We start from the raw sequence: 3,869 nt of genomic DNA on the forward strand, positions 1-3,869 counted from the left end.
AAGTAAAAACTAGCTGTCTTTCTCATTTGGCAACTCCTCCGATATGGTAGATTCTTGCTCCAAACATTGCTCGCTAGCTCGCAATGTTTGGATGTCTTCTATCATACCACGAGTGTTACCTATGTTTCTCAGCCTCCGCAGGTATCTCCCTGACAACATACATAAACCTGAAAAGACTGAATATTGCCAAAGAGCTGTTAAAGAATACAAATCTGAAAATCTCTGCTGTGAGCCTTGAGGCAGGATTCAATGACCTATCTCATTTTAACCGCGTTTTCAAGAAAGAAATGAGTATTCCTCCTCTTCAGTATCGAAAGATATGCAAAGAATAGCTGAAATAATGCAAAGAAGCCTCCTTTAGAATAGAATAAAATCTTAATAGAAAAATAAATTAGGAGGCTGAATCATGAACTCAAAAGAAAGAATATTATCAGCATTGACGGGAAAAGGGGTTGATTATATACCTTGTGCTCCGACATTCTGGAGAGGGCCGAATTTCTGGAGGCCTGTAGAAGAGGTGAATTTTGATGTTGACCCGAAACTGAATGACATCAATAAGCATGTTGATAATAAATACAGGTGGTCCACACTCGAAGAACAGATAAATGTCATGTTGAATGTGCTGGGAGTGGATCCTGTTCTCTCTATAGATGTATCGTTTTCAAAGAACTTAAAGAATGTTGAAGAAAAGAAATGGATTGAGAAAAAAGGAGAGCGCAAAATTCTTCACAAAGAATTTCATACTCCTGCAGGAATTCTCTCTGCATCTGTAAATTTAGAGCATTGGCCTCATGGAGAAGACATTCCATTTTGTACTAATTGGGTAGCAAGTTATACAAAATACTGGGTGGAATCTCTTGAGGATATAGAAAAGCTGAAATACGTTCTTCTGGCTCCAGATGATGAATCAATGAAGAAAGATATTGAATCTAACAAACAAATGTTTTCTCTTGCAAGAAAGTATCAATTACCGATTTGTTCATCCATTGGCGCAGGATTGACTAGACTGCTCCAACTTATGGGAGCTGATAATGTTTGTATAGCTACCATTGAGAGACCTGAAATTATAGAATCTTATCTGGAATACGAACATTCCCTGAATAAAAAAAGAATGGAAATTGCTATTGATTTTGGTGTGGATTTCTTTGGAAGAGACGGTTTTTATGAAACCTGTGATTTCTATTCACCTCAGCAACTGGAAAGCTTCTTAAAAAGCCACTTAGAAGAAGAAATCGATGTAGCACATTCTGCAGAGAAACCAATTTACTACACCTTGTGTACTGGAATTATGCCAATGCTTGACTATGCTAATAAACTAAATTTTGATTGTATTAACAGTATTGAACCTGCATTAGATAATAATGATCTAAGAAAGATTGATAATTCACTGCCGGGAAAAACCTTATGGACAGGTGTAAGCGCTCCGATACACATAGGAAGTGATAACGAAGAAGATGTGAGAGAAGCTGTTAGATACGCAATAAAGAATGTGAATCATTTAATATTAGGTGTTGCACCGTCAATTAGGAATTACTGGCATTTTGAAAACACGCTTGCCATGATTGACGAATGGAAGCATTTAAAAACAAAAAACTAACATAGGAGATTTAAAAATGATTGATACTCACGCTCATCTCGGAAAAGTAATATATGGATACGATCCGCTTACTCCGAAAGAATTAATAAAATTCATGGATAAATACGGGATAGAAAAATCAGTAATCCTGCCGCTTGTAAATCCTGAGGAAGAACACTATTATTATACAACTGAAATGGCATTGGAAGACTGCAAAAGATATCCGGATAGATTCATCCCATTTGTTAATATCGACCCACGAAGAGGCAAGAACAATGGAACTCTTGACTTTTATCCTATCATTAAAGAATATGCAGACAGAGGATGTAAGGGTTTTGGAGAAATTCTTGCAAATCTGCCGACTAATGATAAAAGACTCAAAAGTATCTATAAAGTCTGCGGTCAACTTGGTCTTCCTGTGCTTCCTGACCTTCGACCCACTTATTGTACCGCAGGAGTTATTGAGCCATTAGGAATGCCTTACTTAGAGGAGGTGCTAGAGGAATTCCCGCAAACCATATTTATCGGGCACGGGCCTGCATTCTGGGCAGAGATATCAGCAGACATTCCAGAAAAGGTCTATTATCCTAAGGGAAAAGTTGAGAAACCTGGTAGAGTGAATCTTCTTTTAGAGAAATACCCGAACTTGCACGCAGACCTTTCTGCAGGAAGTGGATATGGTGCTATGTCAAGAGACCTTGATTATGCAAAAATATTTTTGGCACTGACCGCTTCGTAAGACGAGAGGAGCCCAAAATCATAGAACTTCTGAATGGTATTGGGCTATCTTCTTCGATTAAAGAACGTATTTTTAGAAAAAATGCTGAGGAAATGTTGAAATTATAGGAGATATGGCAGTAAGTCCTAGTTTTTCGTTTTCTCTACTTCACAAATCATTGCACCTTTTGCAAGCTTGACTTCTACCTTATCATGAGGTTTTACCCGACGAGTATCAGTAATTAATGTTCTCTGAGGTAATTTCAGTGTATAGCTGTATCCTCTTGAAAGGGTTGCAAGAGGGCTAAGCATATTCAGCTTCCCTGAAAGATTGCTCGTCCTCTGTATAGCAAGCTCCAATATATGAGAACATGTTCTTTCCATCCTTTCGGAAAAATCGTCAATCTCCTGCTTATATTGGAATAACCTTTCCTCCGGATGTCTTAAGGCATAGGAAGACAATAAACTGAAAAGTTTCTCCTTCTTTAAACTTAGGTTATTTGTAAGTGCTGCAGTAATCCTTGTTTGAAAATCTCCGATTTTTTGAGTGATTTGCTCCATCTCTCCAACAACAAGTTCAGCTGCTGCGGATGGAGTTGGTGCGCGCAGATCTGCAACAAAGTCACTTATTACAAAATCTATCTCATGACCAACTGCGGAAATAACAGGGACCTTTGAATTATATATTGCTCTTGCAACAATCTCCTCATTAAATGCCCACAGATCCTCCATAGACCCGCCGCCTCTTCCAACAATCAGAACATCCATGTCCCCCATCTCATTGAACTCATCTATTGCTTCAGCTATTTCTCCCCCAGCCCCTTCTCCCTGAACCTTGACAGGGTTAATAAGAATTTCTACCTGACGGAAACGTCTGTTAATAACATTAAGAATGTCTCTGATGGCGGCGCCTGTCGGAGAGGTTACAATCCCAATCCTTCTTGGGAACAAAGGGATTGGCTTTTTATGTTCAGGAGCAAAAAGCCCCTCTTTTTGCAGCTTTCTTTTGAGTTGTTCAAAAGCGAGCTGAAACTCTCCAATTCCTCTTGGTTGAAGAAGCCCTACAATGAGCTGATAGTCTCCCCTGCGCTGATATACGCTTATATTTCCAAGAGCCAGCACCTTTAAGCCATCCTCTATTTTGAATTTTGTTTTCTGGTTAGCTCCTCTGAAAAACACAGCATTAAGCTGGGACTGCTCGTCCTTTAACGTAAAATAGATGTGGCCTGAAGAAGGCATCCTGCAATTTGATATTTCTCCTTCTACCCACACACTTGGGAAACTCTCTTCCAGTAAATTCTTTATCTTTGAAGTAAGCTCACTTACAGTAAAGATATGTCGCGATTGAGACTCATAATCATATGGTAACAATGAACACCTCCTGAATTGTAAAAAGCTTTCAAAATTATAACATAAGTGCTAATATTACGCTATAAAATGTGCTGGCTGGGCACATAGGTAACACTTTTTGTTTAAGATTCTCATTGTGATTCTCAATATATCTCATGGGTGTTAAATAATCAAGCGCTTGATGAGGGCGATTAAAATTGTACTCAATCAGCCAATTTGTTACAGC

Annotated in this window: 3 protein-coding genes; 2 read left to right on the plus strand and 1 reads right to left on the minus strand. The window is 38.7% G+C overall.

Going from position 1 to position 3,869, the window contains the following annotated elements:
* Window positions 1-406: 406 nt before the first annotated feature.
* Together Q7J67_00490 and Q7J67_00495 are read left to right on the plus strand one after the other, a co-directional pair.
* On the plus strand, window positions 407-1,597 hold the full coding sequence (locus tag Q7J67_00490; protein MDO9463773.1) for a uroporphyrinogen decarboxylase family protein: 1,191 nt from the start codon (window positions 407-409) through the stop codon (window positions 1,595-1,597).
* Between the two features lie 16 nt (window positions 1,598-1,613).
* Complete coding sequence (locus Q7J67_00495) at window positions 1,614-2,315, plus strand: amidohydrolase (GenBank protein MDO9463774.1); 702 nt, start codon at window positions 1,614-1,616, stop codon at window positions 2,313-2,315.
* A gap of 125 nt (window positions 2,316-2,440) precedes the next feature.
* On the opposite strand, the gene xseA is transcribed toward Q7J67_00495, so the two are convergent.
* Complete coding sequence (gene xseA, locus Q7J67_00500; protein MDO9463775.1) at window positions 2,441-3,664, minus strand: exodeoxyribonuclease VII large subunit; 1,224 nt, start codon at window positions 3,662-3,664, stop codon at window positions 2,441-2,443.
* Window positions 3,665-3,869 lie beyond the last annotated feature (205 nt).

The sequence above is a fragment of the bacterium genome (assembly GCA_030652805.1).
Lineage (GTDB): Bacteria > JAHJDO01 > JAHJDO01 > JAHJDO01 > JAHJDO01 > JAHJDO01.